Annotated in this window: 19 protein-coding genes; 9 read left to right on the top strand and 10 right to left on the bottom strand. The window is 71.6% G+C overall.

The genetic code is table 11. The features are described from left to right. Window positions 1-34 precede the first annotated feature (34 nt). Genes AB0K67_RS29340 through AB0K67_RS29350 form a run of 3 tightly spaced genes read left to right on the top strand, consistent with a single transcriptional unit; the run spans window position 35 to window position 4,074 of the window. Window positions 35-760 (top strand): hypothetical protein, encoded by a 726-nt coding sequence (locus AB0K67_RS29340; RefSeq protein WP_364066817.1) that lies wholly within the window; start codon window positions 35-37, stop codon window positions 758-760. Next, on the top strand, window positions 757-1,965 hold the full coding sequence (locus AB0K67_RS29345) for an FAD-dependent monooxygenase (protein ID WP_364066819.1): 1,209 nt from the start codon (window positions 757-759) through the stop codon (window positions 1,963-1,965). The genes AB0K67_RS29340 and AB0K67_RS29345 overlap by 4 nt, the downstream gene beginning before the upstream one ends. Before the next feature lie 48 nt (window positions 1,966-2,013). Beyond that, window positions 2,014-4,074 (top strand): hypothetical protein, encoded by a 2,061-nt coding sequence (locus tag AB0K67_RS29350; RefSeq protein ID WP_364066821.1) that lies wholly within the window; start codon window positions 2,014-2,016, stop codon window positions 4,072-4,074. A 58-nt stretch (window positions 4,075-4,132) separates the two neighbouring features. Here the strand turns inward: AB0K67_RS29350 and AB0K67_RS29355 are convergent, their stop codons facing one another. Then, window positions 4,133-6,055, bottom strand: a complete 1,923-nt coding sequence (locus AB0K67_RS29355) for a Xaa-Pro dipeptidyl-peptidase (RefSeq protein WP_364066823.1) — start codon at window positions 6,053-6,055, stop codon at window positions 4,133-4,135. Window positions 6,056-6,127: 72 nt separating this feature from the next. On the opposite strand from AB0K67_RS29355, the gene AB0K67_RS29360 reads away from it, so the two are divergent. After that, entirely contained in the window at window positions 6,128-7,285 is a 1,158-nt protein-coding gene (locus tag AB0K67_RS29360) for an ADP-ribosylglycohydrolase family protein (RefSeq protein ID WP_364066825.1), read from the top strand. A gap of 62 nt (window positions 7,286-7,347) precedes the next feature. After that, the gene (locus AB0K67_RS29365; protein WP_364066827.1) at window positions 7,348-8,007 is read left to right on the top strand and encodes an FCD domain-containing protein; all 660 of its coding nucleotides are present in this window, start codon (window positions 7,348-7,350) and stop codon (window positions 8,005-8,007) included. 179 nt (window positions 8,008-8,186) lie between these two features. On the opposite strand, the gene AB0K67_RS29370 is transcribed toward AB0K67_RS29365, so the two are convergent. Continuing rightward, window positions 8,187-8,939, bottom strand: coding sequence for a hypothetical protein (locus AB0K67_RS29370; protein ID WP_364066829.1), 753 nt, complete (start codon window positions 8,937-8,939; stop codon window positions 8,187-8,189). 441 nt (window positions 8,940-9,380) lie between these two features. Between AB0K67_RS29370 and AB0K67_RS29375 the strand changes: the two genes are divergently transcribed. Then, a complete protein-coding gene (locus AB0K67_RS29375; RefSeq protein ID WP_364066830.1) occupies window positions 9,381-9,626 on the top strand; it encodes a hypothetical protein in 246 nt (81 codons plus the stop codon). Window positions 9,627-10,039: 413 nt separating this feature from the next. On the opposite strand, the gene AB0K67_RS29380 is transcribed toward AB0K67_RS29375, so the two are convergent. The 6 genes from AB0K67_RS29380 to AB0K67_RS29405 form a co-directional block, all read right to left on the bottom strand. After that, a complete protein-coding gene (locus tag AB0K67_RS29380; RefSeq protein ID WP_364066832.1) occupies window positions 10,040-10,567 on the bottom strand; it encodes a nuclear transport factor 2 family protein in 528 nt (175 codons plus the stop codon). A gap of 302 nt (window positions 10,568-10,869) precedes the next feature. Next, window positions 10,870-11,280, bottom strand: coding sequence for a nitrite reductase small subunit NirD (gene nirD, locus AB0K67_RS29385; RefSeq protein WP_364066834.1), 411 nt, complete (start codon window positions 11,278-11,280; stop codon window positions 10,870-10,872). Further along, complete coding sequence (nirB, locus tag AB0K67_RS29390; protein WP_364066836.1) at window positions 11,277-13,700, bottom strand: nitrite reductase large subunit NirB; 2,424 nt, start codon at window positions 13,698-13,700, stop codon at window positions 11,277-11,279. Before nirB ends, nirD begins: the two co-directional genes overlap by 4 nt. Further along, window positions 13,697-15,091, bottom strand: a complete 1,395-nt coding sequence (locus AB0K67_RS29395; protein WP_364066838.1) for an FAD-dependent oxidoreductase — start codon at window positions 15,089-15,091, stop codon at window positions 13,697-13,699. Before AB0K67_RS29395 ends, nirB begins: the two co-directional genes overlap by 4 nt. Next, window positions 15,088-17,115 carry a molybdopterin-dependent oxidoreductase gene (locus AB0K67_RS29400; RefSeq protein WP_364066840.1) on the bottom strand — a complete coding sequence of 676 codons (2,028 nt, stop codon included), beginning with the start codon at window positions 17,113-17,115 and terminating at the stop codon, window positions 15,088-15,090. The genes AB0K67_RS29395 and AB0K67_RS29400 overlap by 4 nt, the downstream gene beginning before the upstream one ends. Next, window positions 17,102-18,412: an MFS transporter gene (locus AB0K67_RS29405; protein WP_364066842.1), complete on the bottom strand. Its 1,311-nt coding sequence runs from the start codon at window positions 18,410-18,412 to the stop codon at window positions 17,102-17,104. Before AB0K67_RS29405 ends, AB0K67_RS29400 begins: the two co-directional genes overlap by 14 nt. 202 nt (window positions 18,413-18,614) lie before the next feature. On the opposite strand from AB0K67_RS29405, the gene AB0K67_RS29410 reads away from it, so the two are divergent. After that, window positions 18,615-18,905 (top strand): hypothetical protein, encoded by a 291-nt coding sequence (locus tag AB0K67_RS29410; protein WP_364066844.1) that lies wholly within the window; start codon window positions 18,615-18,617, stop codon window positions 18,903-18,905. A 65-nt stretch (window positions 18,906-18,970) separates the two neighbouring features. On the opposite strand, the gene AB0K67_RS29415 is transcribed toward AB0K67_RS29410, so the two are convergent. After that, window positions 18,971-19,456: a GNAT family N-acetyltransferase gene (locus AB0K67_RS29415; RefSeq protein WP_364066846.1), complete on the bottom strand. Its 486-nt coding sequence runs from the start codon at window positions 19,454-19,456 to the stop codon at window positions 18,971-18,973. Window positions 19,457-19,576: 120 nt separating this feature from the next. Between AB0K67_RS29415 and AB0K67_RS29420 the strand changes: the two genes are divergently transcribed. Continuing rightward, a complete protein-coding gene (locus AB0K67_RS29420; protein ID WP_364066848.1) occupies window positions 19,577-20,554 on the top strand; it encodes an aldo/keto reductase in 978 nt (325 codons plus the stop codon). Between the two features lie 789 nt (window positions 20,555-21,343). Here the strand turns inward: AB0K67_RS29420 and AB0K67_RS29425 are convergent. Continuing rightward, window positions 21,344-22,075 (bottom strand): hypothetical protein, encoded by a 732-nt coding sequence (locus tag AB0K67_RS29425; RefSeq protein WP_364066850.1) that lies wholly within the window; start codon window positions 22,073-22,075, stop codon window positions 21,344-21,346. Between the two features lie 294 nt (window positions 22,076-22,369). Between AB0K67_RS29425 and AB0K67_RS29430 the strand changes: the two genes are divergently transcribed. Next, window positions 22,370-22,666: a hypothetical protein gene (locus tag AB0K67_RS29430; RefSeq protein WP_364066852.1), complete on the top strand. Its 297-nt coding sequence runs from the start codon at window positions 22,370-22,372 to the stop codon at window positions 22,664-22,666. The last annotated feature ends 80 nt before the right edge of the window (window positions 22,667-22,746 follow it).

Consider the following 22,746-nt stretch of genomic DNA (forward strand, 5'->3'; position numbering starts at 1 on the left):
TCCGGGGCACGCTGTGAGCCGCGGCAGGATCGGCGTGATCGTCGCGCCGGAGAACCCCTCCGCCGAGCCGGAACTCACCCGGCTGTTCGGCTCGCGTGCCGACATGTACGTCACCCGCCTCCCCATCAGCCCGCTGCCCGCGCTGACCGACCGCCTGGAGAGCTACAACGCCGCGCTGCCCGCGATGGCGCGCGCCTTCGGCGGCCTGCGGCTGGACGCGCTGGTCATGGCCTGCACGGAGCCCCGCTACCTGCTGGGCCCCGACGAGGACCGCGCCCAGTGCATGGAGCTGACGGCGGCGACGAAGCTGCCGGTCGCCTCGGCGACGATGGCCACCCGCGAAGCGCTCGACCATCTCGGCGTGAGCGAGATCGTGCTGGTCTCGCCGTACGAGCCGTGGGTGACCGAACTCGCCGAACGGTTCTGGAAGACGGCCGGCGTCACCGTCACGCAGGTCGTGCAGATCCGCGCGAGCGACGGCTACTCCTCGTACGCGGTCACCCCCGAGGAGCTGATCGCCCAGGTCGAGTCGGCCGAGCCGCCGGAGGACGCGGCGCTGCTGTTCACCGGCACCGGCCTGCCGACCCTGCCCGTGCTCGGGCCGCTGACCACCGGCAACGAGCGCAGGCTGCTCACCACCAACCTCTGCGTGGCCTGGTGGTCGCTGTCCAGGGCGTTCGGGCGGCAGGTGACGTTCAGCCCCCTCCCCCACCGCAGGACGGTCGTGCGGAGGGTGGCGCACACGGGAGGCAGGGCATGAACGGCGTCATCGTCGCCGGAGCCGGGCCGGCGGGACTGACCGCCGCGCTCTCCCTGGCCAGGGCCGGCATCCCGGTCACCGTGCTGGAGCGGGAGACCGAGCTGCCCAGGCAGCCGCGCGCCTGCACCTTCCACCCCGCTACCCTCGACCTGCTCGCCGACCTCGGCGTGGCCGCCAGGCTGGTCGCCGGCGGCCGGGTGGTGGACCGGGTGCAGTGGCGCGACAGGTCGGGGCTCGTGCTGGCCGAGATGGGCATGAACCGGCTCGACGGCCTGACCAAGCACCCCTTCAGGATTCACGCCGACCAGAGCGCGCTGACGCCGCTGCTGCTGGAGGCGCTCAACGTCTACCCCGGCGTGGACGTGCGCTTCGGCACGCAGGTGGACGGCATCGCCGAGGGCGGCACGGGCATCCGGGTCCGCGTCGGCCACACCTGGACGCGGGCCCGGTACATGATCGCCGCCGACGGCGCGCACAGCACCGTGCGGGCGTCGCTCGGCCTGCCGTTCCCCCGCAACACCTGCACGGCCCAGGCGCTGCGGGTCTTCACCGACGCGCCGCTCGACCGGCTGCTGCCGAGCCTGGCGCCGCTGACGTACGTACGCGACGTGCAGCAGTCGTGCACGCTGCTCGCGCTGCCCGACCACTGGCGGATCATCTTCAAGCTGCCGTGCGAGGCGCACGAGCCACTGTCGCCGTCGAACCTGTCGCTGCTGGTCCGCCGGTCTCTGCCGGGCGCCACCGAGCCCATCAGGGTGACGGGGGCCGACAGGTTCCAGCTCTCGCGCGGGGTGCTGACCTCGTACCGGTGCGGACGGGTGCTGTTCGTGGGCGACGCGGCGCACTCGACCTCCACCATCGGCGGGCTCAACATGAACGCGGGCATCCACGACGCCGCCGAGGCCGCCAAGGTGATCGCGGCGGTGATCGGCGGGTACGCCCCCGCGGCCGCGCTGGAGGCGTGGGCGTGGCGGCGGCGCTCGGTGCTCATGCACCGGGTGATCCCGCGCGGCGAGACACGGCCCGCCGGCGTGCGGGAACGTGACAGCGCCAGGCTCGAAGCGGCCATGGCCGGGCTGCGGGCCATCGCCGGCGACCCCGATGCCACCCGCGCCTACCTGGCCCAGGCGTCGCTGCTCGACCCGGTGCCGCATCCCGTGAAGCCGATCCAGAACGCCGTGCCCAAAGCCGTGGGGAGGGCCTGACGCTTGACCGCCACCCGCCCGCGTACCGAATGGAGGAGGTGACACCGGATGTGGCGAACCCTGCCGGACGACGCACGCCAGGCCATCCGTGACCTGTGCGACAAGCACGGCGCCCGCCTTTACGACTACTGCCGCACCGAGCTCGCCGCAGGCGACGCCGAGCAGGCCGTGGCCGGCGCCGCGATCACGGCGCACCTGTACGCGGACCGCGTGGTGGATCCCGCCCTGCGCCGCCCCTGGCTGTACGCGGTGGCCCGCGCGCACCGGGCGTTCGTGGCGACACCGGCGAGCATCGGCTCCTGGTCGCGCCCCGGCCGCATGTCGGAGCTGCTGCCCGAGGCCCTGCTGTCGCTGGAGCGGCCGCAGCGTGAGCTGCTCGACCTCTCGGTACGGCACGGCCTGTCCGACGCCGAGCTGGCCGTGATCTTCGAGCTGCCCGCCGCCGAGGTGCACGGCATCGTCGCCAGGGCCGCATCCGGCCTGGAGGAGTGGTTCGCCGCGATCATCGCGGCCCGCTCCCGCGACGGCTGCCCCGACCTGGCCGCCCGAATGGAGGCGTGGGTCGCCGCGCCCGGCCGCCGGGCCAGGGCCAGGATCGGCCGGCACATCCATTCCTGCGCGTCCTGCCGGGCCGCGCCCAGGACGATGACGGCGGCCGCGCTGCTGCGCCGCCTGCCCATCGCCACATTGCCCGGCACGCTTCCCAACCGGCTGGCGTCCGCGCAGCCGTTGCCCGGCGAGGGACCTCTCTGGCGGGCTGACGGCTTCCCGGTGCAGGCACGCACACTGGTGGAGACGTCGTCGCAGTCTCCGCCGGTCGCCGACGCCATGCCGTCCGCCCGGGTCGCCGGCCCCACGACGGCGACCCCGGGAGAGCCCTGGTCGGCGGCGGGCGCGGCCGCCGCCGACCAGGAGCCCCCGACCATCCCCGCGGCGCGGCTGCCGCTGGAGGGCATCACGAAGCCGCCCGCGCCACGTCAGCCGATGCCGATGCCGCTGGCCGCCCCCACGTACGCCGAGTACGACACGGACACCGGCGCAGGCACCGGCGCTGATATCGGAACCGGCCGCGATGCCGTCGATCAGGCCCCCGAGGAGCCCATCGCGGCGCCGTCGGTGCGCGGGCGGCATCCGTTCACGCCGCCGAGCCGCGCCAGGCCCTTCCGGGGCGGCGTGAACGGCGACAAGCTCGTCTACAGCACCGCGCTCAAGGGCGAGAGCAACGGCGTGCGCCACGAGGCCCCGGTCATCCGGTACGGCGGAATCACGGTGGCGAACTTCGTCCAGCCGCCCGGCGGGGACGGCGGGCAGTGGCAGCAGTACTGGCGCGAGCCGCCCGACGACGACCCCGAGCAGGGCGCCCCGATCAGGACTGTGGTCAGGCTGGCGCTGATCTCCGGCGTGGGCCTGCTGGCCGCCGGGCTGATCTGGGCACTCATGAACGGCCAGGCGGGGCAGCCGGCGCTCAGCAAGGCCGCCGCCCAGTCCAGCGCGACGCCCGGCTCCGCCGGCGGCGGTGGGGGCGGCTCCGAGAGCAAGGCCGCGACCAGCCCGCAGCCGGAGGCCGGGAGCAGCGCGCGGCCCGAGGAGCCGGCGCGCGAGGCGCCAGGCTCCGATACGACGGGACGTGAGGCGGCGGGCAGGGAGTCGAAGGCCGATAAGGCCAGGCCAGAGGCGACCGGGCGAGAGGCGCAGGGCCGGGAGCCGTCCGGTGCGGGTGCCGATGAGGCCGCCGGATCGGGCATCAAGGCCGTGCCCAGGAAGAGCGCCCTGCCGAAGCCCGCGGCCCCGGTGGCCGAGCTGTCGCCGTCGTCGGCGTGGCTGGGCGAGCGGCGTACGGGATCGTTCGCGCTGGCGTGCACCGGCGACTGCGAGATCGTCTCCGCGACCGGCAGCGACGGCATCACCGTCTCGGGCACCCGCTTCCGGGTCCCCGACCGGCTGGAGCGCTGCGACGCCTGGCCTGACGTACGGCGCGGGAAGATCACCGTCAAGTGGGCGGGCACCGCGACCGGCGACGGCGAGACCACGGGCGGCACCACCACCGCCGGCGGCACGCTCACCCTGAACGTCGCCTGGACGCCCTCCCCCGACGCGAGCTGCGGATAGCAGCCGGGCAGGAGCCGGGTAGGAGGCCCGGTGCGGGCCCCCTACCCGAGAGGGATCTTTAGAAGAAGTGGAACCCCGGCTCGGGTTCCGGCAGCGCCGGCTCGGCCGGGCCGCGGAACGTCGTCGCGTCCTTCGGCACGTCGGCCAGCGGGGTCCCGAGCACGAACGGCACGCTGACGCTGCTGTTGCGCAGGTCGATGGTGACGTTGGCGCCGGTGGCCTGCTCACCGGTGTAGGTGGAGTCGGTGCCGGCCACGATCAGGCCGATGCGGTGGCCCTTCTTGAACGTGTAGTCCTGCGGCAGCGTCAGCCACTTGACCGTGCCGTACGTGCCCACGGGCAGCGGCTTGGCCTCGCTGAGCGAGTCGCGGTTCTGCACGTCGATCCAGCCGCGGGCGACGATCTCCAGCGGGCGGGTGGCCACGTTCGTGACGACCTTGCGGTAGCAGGCGTCGTCCTCAGCGGTGCTCTCGCCGTAGCAGTCCTCCTCGGTGAGCGTGGTGATGCCCTGGTTGTTGCGCCAGTCGACGCGCGTGTCGGTGCCGAAGTCCACCAGCAGCGCGGTCAGGTTGGCCGCCGGCTTGTCCAGCTTCACCCGCAGGTCGGCGGTCGGCGTGCCGGACAGGCGCAGGTTCAGCGGGAGCGGGCCCGTGGTGAACGCGACCCGGCCGGGCTTGTCCGTGCCCACGTCGGCCACCATGTCGTTCTCGCTCATACGCACGTCGGTGAAGGAGGCGGTGCTGTTGCGCTTGGCGGGCCTCAGCCCGAGCGTGCCGTCGGCCGACGGGCGCAGCGGCACCTTGAGCGCGAGCGGAGCCGGCCAGTCGCGCTGGGTGATCCACTTCGCCGGGGCCACCTCGACGTCCGCGCGGGGCTCGTTCATGATCCCGTTGCGCACGCCGAGCAGCCAGTGGTCGAACCAGCGGTGCAGCGTGTCCACCCACAGGCCCCTGCGGCCCTCGAAGTCGAACGGGTCCACGTGCTGGGTCTGGCCGACCCAGATCTTGCGCGGCACGTTGCGGTCGGCAAGCGCCTTCCACCAGACGGAGAAGTTGTCGGGCTTGACGTTGAGGTCGTTGACGGTGTGGACGACGAAGACGCTCGCCTTGACCTTGGAGGCGTCGCCGAGCAGGCCCTTGATGTAGTCGCGCTCGGCCCAGAACCGGTTGTAGTCTCCGGTGTCGTCGCCGTCCTCGGCGTCCATCCTGTCGCGCACGTGCGCGCACTTCTCCGCCGGGTCGGTGTCGATGTAGCCGGCGAGCCAGGAGGCGTAGTCGTAGTTGTAGATGACGCCGTTCGAGCGCTGGTACTTGTACCAGGAGCTGATCGCCGAGATCGGGACGATGGTCTTCAGGCCGTCCACGCCGGTCGCGGCGACGGCGTTGGCGAGGGTGCCGTCGTACGACTTGCCGATCATGGCGGCCTTGCCGGTCGTCCAGTCGGCCACGGCCGGGGTGCCGTCGGCCCGGTACGCCTTGGCGCGGCCGTTCAGCCAGTCGATGACCGCCTTGCCGCCCAGCACGTCGGCCTTGCCACCGATGTCGGGGCAGCCGTCGGACTTGGTGGTGCCGAGCATGTCGACGTTGAGGACGGCGTAGCCGCGCGGGACGAAGTAGTTGTCGTAGAACAGCGGGAATTTCACGACATTTCCGGCGGCGTCGTACACCTTCCGCTCGCCCTCATTGCCGCGACCCGAGTTGTCGTAGTACGGGCTCTCATCGATGATCACCGGCACCTTGAGCGCCGGGCCGGACTCCTTGGGCCGGATGATGTCCACCCTGACCCTGTCGAGCGCGCCGTCGGAGTCGCTGTCGACGGTGGACTCGACATATACGTGCTCGCGGATCGCGTCCGCGTACGAGAAGACCGGCTGGGTGCGGCCGTCCTTGACGGTGATGGCCGGACCGGTCGCGGCCTGGGCCGGGGTCGCGATCGCGAGGGTGAGGGCGACCGCGAAGAGGGCTGGGCGTAATTGTGACACGCGTGACCTCCGGGACGTTGGTGAACAAGCGCCACCGTCTCAGACGGTCAGGAAGGTGGCAAGATCCGACGTATGGATGTTCTGGATCGGGTGCTGGGCTGTCTCCTGGGCGGTGCGATCGGTGACGCGCTGGGAGCGCCGATCGAGTTCGACTCGCTGCGGGACATCCGCAGGGCTCACGGCGCCGCCGGCATAGGCGGGTACGTCGAGGGCCTGCGGGGCACGACCGGGCTGATCACCGACGACACCCAGATGACGCTCTTCACCGTCGAGGGCCTCCTGACCGCCCGCGCCTCCACATCCGCGGCTCACGGTAACGAAGCGGCGACCAAAGCGCCCGCCGACGCGCGGGGCGTGCGCACGGACACCGGCCCCGTGGACGGGCGCCCGGTGGACGAGAATCCGGTGGACGTGGGCCGGGTGAACAGCGACACGGTGGAGGCGGTGCGGCAGGCGTACCTGCGGTGGCTGGACACCCAGGACTACCGGACCCCGCCCCCTGCCTCGCTGCCGCACCACACGGGTTCGCTGCGCGAGGAGGGCTGGCTGTACTCCAGGCGCGCCCCCGGCAACGCCTGCCTGTCCGGCCTGCACCGGCCCTTCCCGGGACCGGCCCCGTGGGGCGAGCCCGGTCCGGTGAACCGCGACTCCAAGGGCTGCGGCACCGTGATGCGCTCCGCCCCGTTCGGCCTGATCGCACCGCCCGAGGGCGGGGAGCGGGCGGTCAGGGAGGCGTTCGAGCTCTCGGCGGCCTGCGCGCAGATCACCCACGGCCATCCCACCGGCTACCTGGCCGCCGGCGCGTTCGCCGCGATCATCGCGCACCTCATGGCGGGCGAGGCGCTCGAACCCGCCGTACGCCGCACCCTCGGCCTGCTGGCCGGCTACCCGAAGCACGAGGAGACCTCCGCCGCGCTCCAGGCCGCCCTCGACCTGGCCGCGACCGGCACGCCCGGCCCTGAGGCGGTCGAGTCGCTCGGCGGCGCCTGGGTGGCCGAGGAGGCCCTGGCCATCGGCGTCTACTGCGCCCTCGCCGAGCCCGACGTGGAGCGTGCCCTGCTGCTGTCGGTCAACCACTCCGGCGACAGCGACTCGACCGGCTCGGTGTGCGGCAACATCGTCGGCGCGCTGCGCGGGCGCGAGGCACTGCCCGCCGCCTGGCTGCGCCCGCTCGAAGGCCGCGAGACCATCGAACGGCTGGCCGCCGAACTCGCCCGGCCCCAGGGGTGATCGTCCAACCGCCCCTTCCGGCATCTAGGGTGGATGGCGTCAGCCGTTTGAGGAGAACGTGGATGCGTAACGTCGCTCGGACCTCACTCGTGGACGCCGCCATCGCCGAGCTTCGCCGGGAGATCGCCGAAGGGGTGTGGCCGGTCGGCACCAAGATCCCGTCGGAGAGCCGGCTCGCGGAGAGCCTCGGCATGAGCAGGCTGTCCGTACGCGAGGCGGTACGCGTCCTGGCCCACGCCGGGCTGCTGCACACCCGGCAGGGCGACGGCACGTACGTCACCGCCACCGACGAGTCCGAGGTCGCCCTGCGGCGCCGGCTCGACAAGGCGGCGGCGATGGACATCATCGACGTACGGCGCGGCCTCGACCTCGTCGCCGCCCGGCTGGCGGCGCAGCGGCGCACCGACGACGACCTGGCCGCGATGCGTGCGGCCCTGGCCCGCCGAGACGCCGCCGCCGAGGCGAGCGACCTCGACGCGTTCGCCGACGCCGACGTGGACTTCCACGTCAGCGTGGCGATGGCCGCCCACAACGCGCTGCTCGGCGACCTTTACCGCAGCATGAGCGAGGCGCTGCACGACAGCGTCAGGGACCAGGAGGAGGCGGCCTTCGAGCCGGACCCCTGGCACGCCGATCTGCTGGAGGCCATCGAAAACCGCGACTGCGCCAAGGCCGTCGCCGTCTCGATCGCTCTCCTGGACAAGCAGGAACAAGACCTTTGAGGCTCACCGCACGCCGCTGACCGCCGCGGGTGCGGCCGTCACGGTGAAGCGGGAGCGTCAGCTTGGGCACCCCCTCACGGCCAGGGCATCCCGCGCGAATGCGGCCGTCACGGGAAGGCGCGGATGACCGGGCCTGGGCACCGCCCTCACGGCCAGGGCATCCGGCACGGGTGCGGCCGTTACGGGAAGGCGAGGGTGTCCGCTGAGGGGTCCGTCGGCGGGTCCGGCTCCTGCCGCCGTCGCCGTGCCGCCAGCCGGAGCGCCGCCACCGCGAGCCCGGCGCCGGCAACGGCGGCGATCAGCAGGGCGTAGGCGGGCACCCCGGCCTCCGGGGCCGCACTCCGCCCGCCCGCCACACTCGCCGAGCCGGCATCGGCCGCTGTCCCGTTCGTGTCCGCCGTGCCATCCTCGCCCGCCGTGCTGTCACCGGTGGTCGCGTCCGTCACCGGAGGCGTGGTGCCCTGGGCCTGGGCGCCGGGTGCCGGGCTCTTGGCGGGGGCCGCGACCCGATCGAGCGCGGCGGCAGGGGCGGGGACGTAGACCGGGACCTCGCCGGGTTCGACCTCCGGAGGCCGGATCGCTCCCCAGCGCTCCTCGGTACGCCGGCCCGACACCATCTGGGCGGGCACCGGCGCGACGCGCAAGTCACCGGGCACCTTGAGCACCCCCACCTCGTACGGAGGGAACCACCCCTGCAGCGCCTCCACCTTCCACTCCCCCCGCGGCACCGCCACCGACGTCGCGTAGTGCCCGGCCTCGGGCAGGGGCGTCCCCGGGAAGGTCACGCTGCGGCCGTCCGCCCGGGTAAGCCGCAGCCCGACCGGCTCCAGCTCCCCCTCGAACGGGTGGGTGCCGTGCTGCAGCACCCAGAACCCCACCGCGTACGTGTGCCCGCTCTCGAACCGGGTCGGCACGGGATCGAGCAACGTCACCGCCCATCCACCATTCGCCTTCGCGCGCACACCGGCCGCCTCAGAAGCGCCCGCCGCCCCCGCACGAACGCCCACCACCGCAGAAGCCCCCGCCGCCCCCGCACGCAGGCCCACCGCCTCAGCAGCGGACGCCACTGCGGACCTCGTCTCAGAAGCGGACGCCGGTAATGCCGCCCCGGAATCAAGGGCCGGTAGCAGGGCCGCCGCGAGCGCCAGCGCGGCCGGTGCGATCATCGTTCTCCGCATGAGAACCACCTCCGGTCCCCATACACCGCAGGCCCGGCAGAGGTTCCCGGTACCCGGAACGATCGGCGGGCCCATTTCTCGATCGGCGGGCCGTTTTCCCTTCGGAGCAGGCGCGAAAATCCCCTCCAGGCGCGCACAATGGGAGGCGAGAAAGGCGAGGGCGAGAATTCGGCGAGGAGCGAGGAGGCTTGCGCCGTGTCCGCCTCGGGACGCGAATATCTATCCGCGATGCTCGACCTGCTCGTCTACGAGAACGTGCTGGTGGCGTGGAAGCCCCTGCCGCTGAACGGATACATGATCGTTTCGCATGAGGGCGAGGAGATCAGCCTGACCGCGCAGCAGGCCGACATGTGGACTCGCGGGGCCTTCGCCGTCTACCTCGCGCTGGTGGACCAGCGGCGTATCAGCCCCCGCATCCCCGGCCGATCCCCGCGTACCTAGCGCCGGACCTGCGAACCCAGCGCCGGGCTCGGCGCCGCCGACGCGCGGCTCCGGCGATGCCCCTTGTGCGATGCCCGCGGCTCTGGCAGCGTCCCCGTCGCGATACCGGCTCTGGCAGCGTCCCCGTCGCGATACCGGCTCTGGCAGCGTCCCGGTCGCGATACCGGCTCCAGCAGCGCCGCCCCCTTCGCGATACACGCGGCCCTGGCAGCGCCCGGCTCGGCCACGTTCGCGGGCCGGTCAGGGCGGCGGCCGGCCCTCTGCGACCCGCCGCCTCCCCCGCTTCCACACCATGACAGCGCCTTGTACAGCGCCTTGACGACGCCCTGCGGCGAGCGCCTGAACGCCGCGAGGCGGTTTCCTCGCGGCGCGCTCGTCAATCCCCCGATCAGGGCGTCACGGATCGGATCTCGTCAGCCCTTGTTGTTCATGAACTGCGAGATCTTCCACTCCTCGCCTTCCCGCGTGAGCACGAACAGCTCGCGCATGTTGTCGTTGCCCTGCTTGCTCGTCGCCCGGACGATGGCGTCGTCCGCGCCGGCGGTGCGGGTCTCGTCGATGGTGTGGGTGGCCTGCTTCATGCCGTTGCCGCCCTGGAGCTGCTTCTCGAACAGCGACTTGATAGCCTCGCTGCCCTCCGCCGTGGGCTGCCCGGCGAGCAGGACCACCGCGTCGTCGGCGAAGGTGTCGGTGACCTGGTCCACGTCGCCCGACTTGAGCGCGTCGAAGAAGCCCTGGACGGCCGTCTCCGCCTGCCCGCCGCCCGCGGTGTCGCCCGGCGAGGCCGAGTCCTCAGGAGAGGTGTCGGCACCTGGGGATTCCATCTCGGTGGGGCTCGCGGCCCCCTTCATGGCCTGGGTGTTGGCGGCGCAGCCCGCAACCATGAGGGCGGGGACGATCGCGGCCAGCAGGAGTGCCCTGCGCTGAAAAATCTTGCTCATGGCCGCTTAGATGCCCCCGCCGCTCAACGGCGAATGCGGGGTTTAGCCACTTCGCACGGCACCTTTACCGGGTGCGGGTATTTCAGACGGTAGCGGTTAACGGGTTCGGGAGAGACAGGTCAGAGGTTCTTTCGTTGCCGTCCTGATACCAGCGGGCCGGGGTGCGCCGATAGCGTGCCTACAGTGCCGCGAATCATGGCGAACCCCGAACCCCTCCCGCAGCGCGAGGACGCCGAACGCTGCGAAAGCGTCGAGTCAGGACGGCGGTGCGTGCTCCCGGTGGCGCATCGCAGCCCCCACGTCTATCCACCGGCCGACGCCGGCACCCTGGAGGCGGACAGCGAGACCGGCGCGTAGCCGGGCATCGCCGGCGCCTCGTGGCCGGGCGCCTCCAGGGTGACCTCGACGACGCCCGCCGCGTTCACGCGTACCGGATAGGTCGGCACCGAGACGCTCTCGTCGCCCAGGCACCGCCCGGTCACCAGCGAGAACACCTGCTTGTGCAGCGGTGAGGCGACCGTCGGCTCGCCCTTCCTGGTGCCGACGATGCCGCGCGAGAGCACGTACGCGCCGCTGAACGGGTCGAGGTTGCCGAGCGCGTGGAGCTCGCCGTCGAAGGTGCGGAAGACCGCGACCTGGACGCCGTCCACGAGGGCGCAGACGCCGGTCTCCGGGAGCAGGGAGTCGTAAGCGCAGATCTCGGTCCAGCTCATCGGGACATCACCGGCTTGATCTGGCCGCGCTCGCTGGCGAACACGATGGACGGGTCGGGAACGCCGGGGGCGTTGACGAAGCTGACGAACCTCTTCAGCTTCTCGGGGTCCTCCAGGGTGGCGGCCCATTCGTCGGCGTACGTGGCGATGTGGTGCTCCATCTGCGCGTCGAGATCGGCGCAGATGCCGAGCGAGTCTTCCATGATCACCTCGCGTAGGTAGTCGAGCCCGCCGTCCAGAGACTCGATCCAGGCGGCGGTGCGCTGCAGCCGGTCGGCGGTGCGGATGTAGAACATCAGGAACCGGTCGATGGTCCTGATCAGCTCGTCGGTGCTGAGGTCTTTGGCGAGCAGGTCGGCGTGGCGGGGCTTGAAGCCGCCGTTGCCGCCGACGTACAGGTTCCAGCCCTGCTCGGTGGCGATGACGCCGAAGTCCTTCGAGCGGGCCTCGGCGCACTCGCGGGCACAGCCGGAGACGGCCGACTTGATCTTGTGGGGCGAGCGCAGGCCGCGGTAGCGCAGCTCCAGCGCGATGGCCATGCCCACGGAGTCCTGCACGCCGTAGCGGCACCAGGTGGAGCCGACACAGGACTTCACCGTACGCAGGGCCTTGCCGTAGGCGTGGCCCGACTCGAACCCGGCGTCCACGAGCCGCCGCCAGATCTCGGGAAGCTGCTCGATGCGGGCGCCGAACAGGTCGATACGCTGCCCACCGGTGATCTTGGTGTAGAGGCCGAAGTCGCGGGCCACCTCGCCGATCACGATGAGCTTCTCGGGCGTGATCTCGCCGCCGGGGATGCGCGGGACGACCGAGTACGTGCCGTTCTTCTGGATGTTGGCGAGGAAAGCGTCGTTGGTGTCCTGCAGGGCGGCCCGCTCGCCCTCCAGCACGTGCCCGTTGTGCAGGGAGGCGAGAATGGAGGCCACGGCGGGCTTGCAGATGTCGCAGCCCCTGCCCTGGCCGTGCTGGGCGATCAGCTCGGAGAAGGTGGTGATGCCGCGCACCCGTACGATGTCGAACAGCTCGGCCCGCGAGTACGCGAAGTGCTCGCACAGCGCCTTGCTGACCTCGACGCCCGACTTCTCCAGCAGCTGCTTGAGCATCGGCACGCAGCTTCCGCAGGTGGTGCCGGCCCGGGTGCACGCCTTGATGGCGGGCACCTCGGTGGCGCCGTCGGCGATGGCGGTGCGGATGTCGCCCGCGCACACGTTGTTGCAGGAGCAGACCTGCGCCTCGTCGGGCAGGTCGAGCGCCGCGCCGGCCCCGGCGAAGAGCAGGTCGGACGGCGATGCGGGCAGCTCCTTGCCGACGAAGGGCCGCAGCGCCGTGTACGGCCCGCCGTCGCCCACGCAGATGCCGCCGAGCAGGGTGCGGGCGTCGTCGCTGATGAACAGCTTCTTGTAGACGCCGGCCACCGGGTCCATATAGGTGACGTCGAGCGCGCCGTCCATGGCGCCGAACTGGGCGACCTCGACGCCGAGCAGCTTGAGTTTCGTGGACATGTCGGCGCCCTCGAACGTGGCCGAGCCGCCCATGATGCGGTCGGCGGCCACCTCGGCCATCGTGTTGCAGGGCCCGACGAGGCCGTAGATCATGCCGCCGGCCAGCGCGCACTCGCCGACGGCGTAGATGGCGGGGTCGGAGGTGCGCATGCCGGAGTCGACCACGATGCCGCCGCGCGGCCCGACCTCCAGCCCGGCCTGCCTGGCGAGCTCGTCGCGCGGCCTGATGCCCGCGGAGAAGACCACGACCTGCGCGTCGATGACGGTGCCGTCGGGCTTGCGCAGGCCGCTCACCTCGCCGTCGTCGTGCACGATCTCCTGGACGCCCGCGCCGGTGTGCACGGTCAGCCCGAGCCCTTCGATGTGCGACTTGAGCACCGAGCCGCCGCCCTCGTCGACCTGGCGCGGCATCAGCCAGGGGCTCATCTCCACGATGTGGGTCTTGAGGCCGAGCCCGCGCAGCGCGTCGGCGGCCTCAAGGCCGAGCAGCCCGCCGCCGACGACCACACCCTGCTCGGCGTCCTTGGCGGCGGCCCTGATGGCGTCGAGGTCCTCGATGGTGCGGTAGACGAAGGCGTGCTCGGCGCCGGGCACCGGCGGCACGAACGGGGTCGAGCCGGTGGCCAGCACGAGCACGTCGTACGGCTCGGTCCCGCCGTCGGCCAGCGTCACCCGCCTGGCCTCGCGGTCGATGCCGGTGACCCGGGTGTTCAGCCGGGTGACGACGCCGTCCGGCACCGCGTAGGTGAGGTCGTCCGCCGACGTGCCGGACAGGTAGGAGGTGAGGTGGACGCGGTCGTAGGCCGGTCGCGGCTCCTCCCCGATGACGGTCACGCTGCCGTGGAAGCCCTTGCTCGTGAGCGTCTCGACGAGCCGGTGGGCGGTCGGGCCGTACCCGACGACGACGATCCTGTTCACACTGAGATCCCTTCCTGCTCGCACAGCCAGCCGACGATGCCCTCCACGGCGTCGCGGCAGGTTCCGCATCCGGTGGTGGCCCTGGTGGCGGCCGCCACTCCGTCCACGTCGCGGGCGCCCGCCTCCCAGCACGCCCTGATCTGGCCCTTGGTCACGTTGTTGCAGCGGCAGACGGTCGCCGCGTCCGGCATCAGCGTCGGGCTGTCGGCCACGGGCGCCGCGGCCAGCCCGGGGAACAGCAGCCCGGCCCGGTCGCCCGGCACCGGCCCGCCGCGGTCGAAGAGCTGGGTGAGGGTGCCGACGGCGTCGCTCTCGCCCAGCAGGATCGCGCCGACCAGCCGGCCGTCCTTGATGACGAGCTTGCGGTAGGTGCCGCGGGCGCGGTGGCTGAAGCGCACCACCTCGGCCTGCTCCTCGCCGAGCTGGGTCTCGCCCATCGCGGCCAGCTCGACGCTCTTGGCCTTGAGCCTGGTGACCAGGCGGGAGCCCCGGTAGAGCGCCTTGCCGCCGGTGATGACCTCGGCGGCCACCGTGGCCTGCTCCCAGGCGGGCGCGACCAGGCCGTACACGGTGCCGTCGTGCTCGGCGCACTCGCCGATCGCGAAGATCGACGGGTCGTCGGTGCGCAGCTCGTCGTCCACGACGATGCCGCGCCGCACCTCCAGCCCGGCGTCCGCGGCGAGCCCGGTCACCGGCCGCACGCCGCAGGCCAGCACGACCAGATCGGCGGGGATCAGCTCGCCGTCGTCGAGGCGGACGCCGTCCGCCTCGACCGCGGAGGCGCTGACGCCGGTGCGGATGCCGACGCCGAGCCCGGTCAGTGTCTCGCCGAGCACCTGGCCCGCCTCCACGTCGAGCTGGCGTTCCATGAGGTGGCCCGCCAGGTGCAGCAGCGTGACCGGCAGGCCGCGCCCGGCCAGGCCGCGGGCGGCCTCGATGCCGAGCAGCCCGCCGCCGATCACGACGGCCGCGCGGGCCTGCTCGGCCGCCCGCATGATGCGCTCGCAGTCGTCGAGCGTGCGGAAGGGGACGGCCCGCTCCACGCCGGGGATCGGCGGCACGATCGCGTCGCTGCCGGTCGCGAGGGCCAGCAGGTCGTACGGCTCACGCCGCCCGCCGGGGGTGACGACGTGCCGGGTCTCCCTGTCGATGTGGGCGACCGGGTCGCCGAAGACGGCCTCGACGCCGTGGGCCTCGTACCAGCCCGGGTCGACGAGGCGGACCTGATCGGGCCTGGCGCTGCCGGCCAGGACGTTGGACAGCAGGATCCGGTTGTACGGGCGCCGCTCCTCGGCACCGAACACGGTGATCTTCATGTGCGGGTCACGCGTGCGTACCTCGCTGACCAGGCGTGACCCGGCCATCCCGTTGCCCACGACGACGAGCCTCATGAATCCCTCTCCACCCTGACGGCGCAGACCTTGAACTCCGGCATCCGCGACACCGGGTCCAGGGCCGGGTTGGTCAGCCTGTTGGCGCCCTCCCAGTGGAAGGGCATGAACACGGTGTCGCGCCTGATGGCGTCGCTGATCCTGGCCACGGCCTTGCTCTCGCCCCTTCTGCTGCTGACGCGCACGACGTCACCGGCCGCGATGTCGAGCTGCTCGGCCAGGTCGGGGTGCAGCTCGACGTACGGCTCGGGTGCGGCCTCGACGAGCGGCGCGATCCTGCGGGTCTGCGCGCCGCTCTGGTAGTGGGACAGCACCCGGCCGGTGCTCAGGTAGACGGGGTAGTCGTCGTCGATCTCCTCGGCGGCGGCCCGGTGCTGGACGGGCACGAACCTGGCCCGGCCATCGGGATGCGCGAAGCGGTCGAGGAACGGGCGGGGCGTGCCCGGGTGCTCCTCCGACGGGCACGGCCAGAACACGCCGGTCTCGTTCGCGATGCGCTCGTAGGTGATGCCGGAGTAGTCGGCGGGCCCGCCGGCGCTGGCGCGGCGCAGCTCGTCGAACACCTTGGCGGGCTCGGTCTCGAAGGTGTGGCCGAGCCGCGCGGCCAGCGCGGCGATGACGTCGAGGTCGCTGCGCACCCCCGGAGGCGGGGTCAGCGCCCTGCGGCGCAGCAGCACCCGGCCCTCCAGGTTGGTCATCGTGCCCGTCTCCTCGGCCCACTGCGTGACCGGGAAGACCACGTCGGCCAGCGCGGCGGTCTCCGACATGACGAAGTCGCAGGTCACCAGCAGCTCCAGCGAGCCGATGCGCTCGGCGACGTGCTCGGCGGCGGGCGCCGAGATGACCGGGTTCGACCCGAACAGCAGCAGCGCCCTGGGGCCTTCGGGGGTGCCGAGCGCGTCGAGCAGCTCGTACGCCGACCGCCCCGGCCCCGGGATGTCGTCGGGCGAGATCCCCCAGACGCCCGCCACGTGCGCGCGGGCGGCCGGGTCGTCGATCTTGCGGTAGCCGGGGAGCTGGTCGGCCTTCTGGCCGTGCTCCCTGCCGCCCTGGCCGTTGCCCTGCCCGGTCACGCAGCCGTAGCCGGAGCCCTCCGTGCCGGGCAGGCCGAGCGCGAGCGCCAGGTTGATGAACGCGGTGACGGTGTCGGTGCCCTTGGCGTGCTGCTCGGCGCCGCGTCCGGTCAGGATGTACGCCCGCTCCGCCGCCGCGAGCGCCCTGACCGCCTGGCGCATCTTGTGCACCGGCACGCCGGTGATCCGCTCGACCCGCTCCGGCCACCAGGAGGCGAGCGCGGTGCGCACCTCGTCGAAACCGGTGGTGCGGGCGGCCACGTACTCCTCGTCCACGAGCCCGTCGCCGATCGCGATGTGCAGCAGGCCGAGCGCGAGCGCCAGGTCGGTGCCGGGGGTGGGCTGCAGGTGCAGCCAGGCGAGGCGGGCGGTCGGCGAGCGGCGCGGGTCGACGACGATGAGGCGGGGCCCGCTCAGGTGGCGGACGAACGGCGGCATGGTCTCGGCCACGTTCGCCCCGGCCAGCATGACGACGTCGGCCTCGGCCAGGTCGGTGATCGGGAACGGCATGCCCCGGTCCATGCCGAACGCCCTGATGGACGCGGCGGCGGCCGACGACATGCAGAAGCGGCCGTTGTAGTCGACCTGGCTGGTGCCGAGCGCGACCCTGGCGAATTTGCCCAGCGAGTACGCCTTCTCGTTGGTCAGCCCGCCGCCGCCGAACACGGCCACGGCGTCGGGGCCGTGTTCGGCGCGTATGGCGGACAGCCGCTCGGCCACGTAGTCCAGCGCGACGTCCCACTCCACGGGCTCGCCGTGCAGGAGCGGGGTGGTGAGGCGCTCGCCGTTGGTGAGCAGCTCGCCGGCGGTCCACCCTTTCTGGCACAGCGAGCCGGGGGCGTTGGCCGGGATGTCCGTGCGCGGAGTGATGGCCGGCCCAGGCCCGATCTTCATGCCGCACTGCAGCGCGCAGTACGGACAGTGCGTCGCGGTCACGTCAGACCCTGGCATGCGCGAGGCTCGCCACCATGTTGACGCCGACCTTGCGGGTGTAGCACCACCAGGTCAGGGCGAAGCAGGATGCGTAGAACAGGCCGAAGGCGAGGAAGGCGGCGGCGGGGCTGCCCGAGGCGGCGAACGACATCCCGAACGCCCGGTTGATGAGGAACCCGCCGAGCGCGCCGACCGCCGAGATGATGCCGATGGCGGCGCTGGCCTGGCGCTTGCCGTGCAGCAGGGCCTCCTCGCCGGGTCCGCGCTCGGCCACGGCCTTGGCCTGGAAGATCGCCGGGATCATCCGGTACGTGGAGCCGTTGCCGATGCCGGAGGTGACGAACAGCAGCTGGAAGGCGAGGAAGAACAGCCAGAACGAGCCGCCCGCGCCGGCCAGCCACACCAGCAGCACGCCGCCGCCCATCGCGGCGAAGTTCCACAAGGTGACCGGGGCGCCGCCGAGCCTGTCGGCGAGCCAGCCGCCGACCGGCCTGACCAGCGAGCCGAGCAGCGGGCCGACGAAGGCGACCGCCGCGTACGGCGCGTCGGGGAAGAGGCTCTGGCTGAGCAGCGGGAAGGCCGTCGAGTAGCCGATGAACGAGCCGAACGTGCCGATGTAGAGGAACGACATCACCCAGGTCTGCGCCTTGCCCGCCACCGCGAGCTGCTCACGCGGGTTCGCCTTGGCGCTGGTGAGGTTGTCCATGAAGAAGTACGCGCAGATCGAGGCCGCCACGATGAACGGCACCCAGAACCATCCGGCGGCGGCCAGCCCCAGCGAGCCGATGACCAGCGGCATGACGAGCTGCACCGAGCTGACGCCGATGTTGCCGCCCGCCGCGTTCAGCCCGAGCGCGATGCCCTGCTTGCTGCGCGGATAGAAGTAGGTGATGTTGGCCATGCTGGAGGCGAAGTTCCCGCCGCCGAACCCGGCCAGCGCCGCGATCACCAGGAACAGCCAGTACGGCGTCCCCGGGTTGTTGACCGCCACGCCCAGCAGCACCGCCGGGATGAGCAGCAGCAGCGCGCTCGCCACGGTGAAGTTGCGCCCGCCGAACCTGGCGGGACCGAACGTGTAGGGCACCCGCAGCACGGAGCCGATCAAGTTGGGCAGCGCGACCAGCCAGAAAAGCTGGTCGGTGGAGAACTCGTACGACCCGAGCTTGGTCGCCACGATGCTCCACAACGTCCATACGGTGAAGCCGAGATGCTCGGCCGCGATCGAGAAGATCAGGTTACGCCGGGCCACCCGCCGGCCAGTGCTCTCCCAGAAGGCTGGGTCATCGGGGTGCCACTCGGCGATCCAGCGCGCCATCGACCTCTCCTACGCTCGGCGTCCGGGGATGCCCAAGGTAGGAAGGGCTCATTACGCACGATGACCCTGCGTGGCTGTGCGTTCGTTACGTGTGATTCACCTCGGTAACAAGCACCGCACAACCGTCACCCTCGAAACATGGCGTTAATGATCGGTTATCGGCCCCCTGCTGGGGTAACAGCTCTCAGACAAGGGGGGAATCATGATCAAACAGCTGCACAAGATGGGCGTGAAGTCCGGCCACATGTACACGTGCGGCCTGGCGTCGATCGCGCTGGCCTTCGCCAGCTGGGCGGTATCGACGAAGGCCGAGAAGGCCGGGCTCGACCGGGCCGACAGGTGGGGGATCTTCGTAGGCGAGTGGGCGCCGACGTTCTTCGCGATCGGCGTCGCGCTGCGGATAGAGGAGACCCACCGCGAGCTCGAGGAGCCCGAGATGGGCATGTTCGATCAGTCCGAGAGCACGCGGAGCAGGACGCACGCCGGCGTCTGATCCGCATTTGTGTCACGCAGGTCACGTCACTGTGCGTGACCTGCGTGGCCGCGTTCACGGCGGGATCACGGTCGGGCGGCCGCCTCGCCGGCCAGGCGGAGCAGCGGCTCGTCGGTCAGCCGGTAGCGGTACCACTCGCTCTGGTTGACCGCGCCCAGCTTCTCGTAGAAGGCGATGGACGGCTCGTTCCAGTCGAGGACCGCCCACTCCAGGCGGGCGTAGCCGCGCTCGGCGCAGATCCTGGCCAGCTCGCGCATCAGCGCCTTGCCGTGGCCGCCGCCCCGGTACTGCGGGCGGACGTACAGGTCCTCCATGTAGATGCCGTGCACGCCGCGCCAGGTGGAGTAGGTCAGGAACCACAGCGTGAACCCCACCACCTCGCCGTCCTGCTCGGCGATGTGCGCGAAGGCCGCGGGGTGGTCGCAGAAGAGGGTGTCGCGGAGCTGCTCCTCGGTCACGCGCACCTCGTGTGCGGCCTTCTCGTACTCGGCGAGCTCGCGGATCATGCTGACGATCTCGGGCACGTCAGCGGGTGTGGCGGGACGAATCATGGCAGTTAGGGTACGTGCCGCGCTCCCCCGCCTCGCGCGCTCCCCTGGCCCCGGCGTGCGCTGAGGGTCCTGGCATCCGGGACACTGGTGCCTGGTCACGTTCGAGAAAGGCAGACACCCATGGAACAGCGCGTGTTGGGACGTACCGGACGCCAGGTCGGTGTGGTCGGCCTCGGAGCCTGGCAGCTCGGCGCCGACTGGGGCCAGGTGACGGAGTCCGACGCGATCGCCACGCTCGAAGCGGCGGTGGACGCGGGCGTCACCTTCATCGACACCGCCGACGTCTACGGCGACGGCCGCAGCGAGCAGATCGTCGGCCGCTTCGCCAAGGAGCACCCGGGCCTGACGGTGGCCACCAAGATGGGCCGCCGGGTGGAGCAGATCCCCGAGAACTACGTGATGGAGAACTTCCGCGCCTGGAACGAGCGCTCCCGCAAGAACCTCGGCGTGGACACCATCGACCTGGTGCAGCTCCACTGCCCGCCGACGCCGGTCTACTCGACGGACGCGGTGTTCGACGCGCTGGACACGCTGGTGGCGGAGAAGAAGATCGCCGCGTACGGCGTGAGCGTGGAGACCTGCGAGGAGGCGCTGACCGCGATCGCCAGGCCCGGCGTGGCGACCGTGCAGATCATCCTGAACGCCTTCCGCCTCAAGCCGCTCGAACAGGTCCTGCCCGCCGCCCGCGCCGCCGGGGTCGGCATCATCGCCCGCGTGCCGCTGGCCAGCGGCCTGCTGTCGGGCAAGTACGACGAGAACACCACGTTCGCGCCCGACGACCACCGCACGTTCAACCGGCATGGGGAGGCGTTCGACGTCGGTGAGACGTTCTCGGGCGTGGACTTCGCCACCGGCCTTGAGGCGGTGCGCCGCCTGGCGCCGCTGGTGCCGCCGGGGGCGACGATGGCGCAGTTCGCGCTGCGCTGGATCCTCGACCAGGAGGGGGTCTCGGTGGTGATCCCGGGCGCCCGCAACCCCGAGCAGGCCAGGGCCAACGCCGCCGCCGACGCCCTGCCCCCGCTCGACGAGGCGGCGCTCGCGACGGTCCGCGACGTCTACGACGAGCTCATCCGCCCGCAGGTCCACCACCGTTGGTAGCGCGCGCTGGGAAGGCTCTGGTCCGGCGCGCCGGGCGAGGGCGCCTGCCGGCGACCCGCGTCCCACCCGGAGCGGCCGAGGTGCCGTCAAGCGGCGGCAGGTCTGGTGGCCTCGCCGGTCACCGCCACCCATCTCGCCGTCCGGGCGGGACTTCCCGCCGGGTAGCAGGCCCCGGCCGGGTCTCTTTCCACCATCGTCCCGCGGCCGCGCCCCGGCAAGGGCCCTAGAGCAGTTTTTCCACGTTGTACGGGCGGTCCGGGGCGTCCGGGGCGTCGGGGGCGTCGGGGGCGCTGACGGGGCGGCGGCTCGGGCGCCCACCACGAGCGCATCCATGTCCTGGATCTGGCCGCCGGCAGGCTGCGCCGCCGCTGATCACACGGCGTGTGAAGAACCTGCGAAAAGGCGGTGGCCCCCCGGTCTACCCATACCGGGGGGCCTGAGTGATGCCGCCATATTCGGCGCCGGAGTCTTTCAAGAGAACGGATCAGTCGTTATGACGTGCGCTCTACCATTGAGCCACCGGGGCAGGAAAGAGCCCCGAACCGGAGTCGAACCGGCATCTCACCATCACAGCCCGTCCTCGGTCACTTCGGCGTCCGGCGGCGAATGCTGAATCTGGAGCGAGAATCTGAGTCTCAGGCGGTTGCCTCTACCATTTGGGCCACCTGGGGCATGTGCCCCCGGGGAGGACTCGAACCCCCAACTCACCGCCGTTCAGCTTCAGCCCTCAGCCTCAGCTTGCGCTCCTGGCGCACCCTCGCCCGAAGGCGAGGGGGTCTAGGGGAGGGTTCACCTGAACAGGTAGGCGAACACCTTGTCTCCGATCTTACGGTCGACGACCTCCGTGCCGTTCGCCTCCTCGCGCGCGTACTTCACCGCGTCCTGCAGCTTCTGTACGCGGGCCAGCAGCTCGTTCACCCGCCGCTGCGGCATCGCGCCGGAGAAGGCGATCTTCGTCCAGTAGCCCACGACGACGTCCTCGTTGTAAACCTGCACCTGCGCCGGGTGCTTGTCGGTCGCCTCGGCGAGCACGTGGTTGCGCGGCACCTTCTTCGTCCTGGTGGTCTTGACGGGTTCGGTGCGCCAGGTGTCGGTGGCCTCGTCGCGCGTCCAGGTCTCGGCCGGGTCGAGGGTGGGCAGCTTGGAGACGAACGCGTAGACCTCGCTGAGCTGCTTCTCCAGGAAGAGCAGGTACGTCACCGGCACGTCCTCGAGCAGCACCTCGCCGTCGACCACCACGTCGGCCTTGGCCTCGCAGTTGGCCCAGTCCTTGGTGGCGGTCACGTCGAAGAGCCGGGTGAGCGCCGTACCGACGTCCTTGAGCACTTCCTCGGCCTGCACCTGCACGCGCGTCGACTCGGGCGGCAGCTGCTCGCCTTCATCGTCGATCGGCTGGTACGTGCGAGAGAGACCGGACAGCAGGGGCGCCTTCTGGATCCGGTTGTAGGCGTCCGTCACCTTGCGCTGGACGTCCGACTTCACACCCTTCTCGACGGCGAGGATCTGATTGAGCTTGGTCACGGATCACACCCTAGAGGTGCAGCGAGTCGCCCTCATTCGATTTTTCGCCATATGAGGGACTCAACGGGACCCCGAGACATGGGCGCGGGGCCCCTCCGGGGGCGGGAGGGGCCCCGACGTCTGCGACGTTTGGCGCTCCAGGCGGCCCCCACTGGAGCGATGCCAGGTTAGTAGCTCGATGTCCGTTTTGTATAGATATGCGGACACTTTCCTTATGATCCATGTCGTTGACTTCCTGTAGTCAATCGATTACTACTCGTTGGGTAACTGATGGCATCAGGAAGGACACGTTCCGTGCGCAAGACTCTTACCACCCTCGCCGTCGCGTGCTGCGCCCTCGGCGCGGCCGCCGCTCCCGCCCAGGCCATGGCGCCCGCCGGTAACGCGCCGTCCTGCGTGGTCGTCTGGCAGACCACCGGCACCATCACCAAGACCGGCTACGCCCGCAACGACTGCAGCAGAACCCTGCGCCTGAAGATCGTGTGGGCCCACGGCACCGACGGCAGCTGCCACACGGTCCGTCCCGGCGGCACCATCTGGTCGAAGGTGCCCCGCGGCGTCCGCAACTTCGACGGCGCCAGCACCTGCTGAGCCCGCTCCGCGCCGCGACCGCCCATGCCTGGGCGGTCGCGGCGCCCTGCCGCACAGCCCTGCGGCGCCGCCCTTGACAG

The sequence above is a fragment of the Nonomuraea sp. NPDC052634 genome, assembly GCF_040678535.1.
In the GTDB taxonomy this organism is placed as follows: Bacteria; Actinomycetota; Actinomycetes; order Streptosporangiales; family Streptosporangiaceae; genus Nonomuraea; species Nonomuraea fastidiosa.